This is a genomic window from Dyella sp. 01N36, assembly GCF_056399745.1.
In genome coordinates this window covers 1-1,976 of the sequence record NZ_JBFTRY010000338.1, presented here as the reverse complement: position 1 = coordinate 1,976, position 1,976 = coordinate 1, and the positions used below count along the sequence as shown (strand labels likewise).

At 65.9% G+C, this 1,976-nt stretch carries 3 protein-coding genes; 1 reads left to right on the top strand and 2 read right to left on the bottom strand.

The genetic code is table 11. The annotated features are described in order from the left end of the window. On the bottom strand, positions 1–1,139 hold a 1,139-nt coding region (locus AC1DMG_RS21850; protein WP_477181124.1), incomplete at its 3' end, for a hypothetical protein. After that, on the bottom strand, positions 1,136–1,477 hold the full coding sequence (locus AC1DMG_RS21845) for a 4a-hydroxytetrahydrobiopterin dehydratase (protein WP_477164469.1): 342 nt from the start codon (positions 1,475–1,477) through the stop codon (positions 1,136–1,138). The genes AC1DMG_RS21845 and AC1DMG_RS21850, both read right to left, overlap by 4 nt. Positions 1,478–1,615: 138 nt before the next feature. On the opposite strand from AC1DMG_RS21845, the gene AC1DMG_RS21840 reads away from it, so the two are divergent. Next, a partial coding sequence (locus AC1DMG_RS21840; protein WP_477181123.1) for an iron-sulfur cluster biosynthesis family protein occupies positions 1,616–1,976 on the top strand: 361 nt, incomplete at its 3' end.

Genomic DNA, 1,976 nt, shown 5'->3' with positions numbered 1-1,976 from the left:
GGATAGATCCAATCGGACCAGCTTCGTCCGAGCCAGCCCCATTCCACCGGCCGTCGGCGCCATTCGCTCTGGCCGCCATAGACCAGCGCCGCCAGAAAGGCGGTGATGCCCGGGATGGACGCTCCCGGTCCCCAGCGCAATCCGGCGATGAGCCAAAGTGGACCGAAGGCGATCGCGGCCACTTCGGTCCATGGCCGCACCACGCCCGGACGCTGCCGGATGGCCAGCCAGGCCAGCCACGCGAGATAAAGCGCAGCCACCCCGGCATCGAGCCAGGTCGGCATATGGTTCGATGTTGCGCGCGGCAGTGCCTGCCCGAACGGAAGAATGATCGCCGCCGGCCAGAACTGGCGCACCCGGTCCCGCCACAACAGCATGGCTTCCGCGGTAGCGCCTTCCGGCAATCGCACCATTGGTGTTCGGTAGCTGGCCAGTTGCTGGGGTGTGGGGGTCCAGTTGACCGAGGATTCGGAGCCGAGCAAGCGGATGTCGGCCATCTGGCGGTCGATCTTGGGCGGCAGCGAGACGGGCTCGGGCGAGGCCAGTGCGGCCCGATGCAGGGCGAGCGTCGCTCCCGCCGGGATCGTCACCCGCAGCCGCAGCAGATACGCCACTACGTCCGGAGCGCCGCAGGGCGCGCCATCGATAGCCCGCCACGCCTGGCTCGCCAGATCGATGGACAACGAGGCCGTCTTGGTCGAAATCATGGCGGCGCGATCGGCGGAGCACGGTGTACCCGACTCAGTCGGCTGATAGCTCACGTCCAGCACGCCCTCGCGGTTGCCCTGCACGTCGATGCGCAGCACGGGCCAGTGCGCGAGGTCGATCGGTCCGGCCAGCGGCAGGCCGACTTCAAACGGCGTGCCGTCGCGGCTGGTGATCACCAGTCCGTCGGGCGTGGCGGCGAGCTCGGCCGCGCCGAACACGCGGCTCGCCACCAGATCGGAGGGGTAACGCAGCCGCCACTCCCATAGAGGCCTGCCAGCGCGCAGCGTGGCGACATCGTGGCTGGCCTGGTGAATCAACTGGCCGCGCGTGATCCAGCCGGAAAGCGCCGCCATGCACCACAGCAGCACCGCTACCGCTGCGAGGAAACCCGCAACGGGAAGCAGGCGCAGCGTGGAGTGCGCTGAGTTCAACGCTCGAGCAGAACGTCGACGCGCGCCGCGCAAATGATGTCGTTCATCGACAAGCCGCCGACATCATGGGTCGACCACAGCAGTTGGCAGTGACCGTAGCCGGCTTCGAGGTCGGGGTGGTGGTCCTCTTGATTGGCCATGAAGCCAACCGCATTGATGAAGCCGAGCGTGTGGTGAAAGTCAGGGAACTTGAAATCCTTGACGATGGCCTTGCCGTCGTCGGTGACTTTCCAGCCGGGCAGCGCGGCGAGCAGTTCCTTGAGCTTGGCGGCGTCCAGCGCGTGTTCCTTGCCCTTGCGCGGCGTGCAGTGCTGGCTGGCGAGTTGGCTGAGGTTCATGGCGAATCGTCCGTCGTGAGAGAAAGGTGCGAAGCGTCGAAGCTACGCCAGGAAAAGTCAAAGCCGGGCAGGCGACGCAAAATAGGACTAAAATGGTGCTGTATTCCCGGCCAGGCCGGTGTTTCAGCTGGAGTAGACATGATCGACATTTCAGAACGCGCGCAACGGCACTTCCTGCGCCTGCTTTCGCAGCAGGGCATCGAAGGGCTGAGCATCCGCCTGCGCGTGACCGCCCCGGGTACGCCGGCGGCCAATTGCGAGCTGGAGTTTGCCGAGCCCGACGAGCTGACCGGGCAGGAATGGACCATCGTCTGCGATGGTTTCGACTTCAACGTGGAGGGCGACAGCGCTCCCTGGCTGGAAGGCGCGAGTATCGATTTCGAGCCTAACGCCACCGGCGGCCAGCTCAATATCCGCGCGCCGCGGATCAAGGGTGAAATCCCGGGTGAGGAAGCTGGCCTGATCGAGCGCGTGCGCTATGTGCTCGAGGCCGAAGTGA

What these genes read in the sequence shown, in the direction of transcription:
- AC1DMG_RS21845 (WP_477164469.1), bottom strand. Translation starts at nt 1,477, where the DNA reads ATGAACCTCAGCCAACTCGCCAGCCAGCACTGCACGCCGCGCAAGGGC.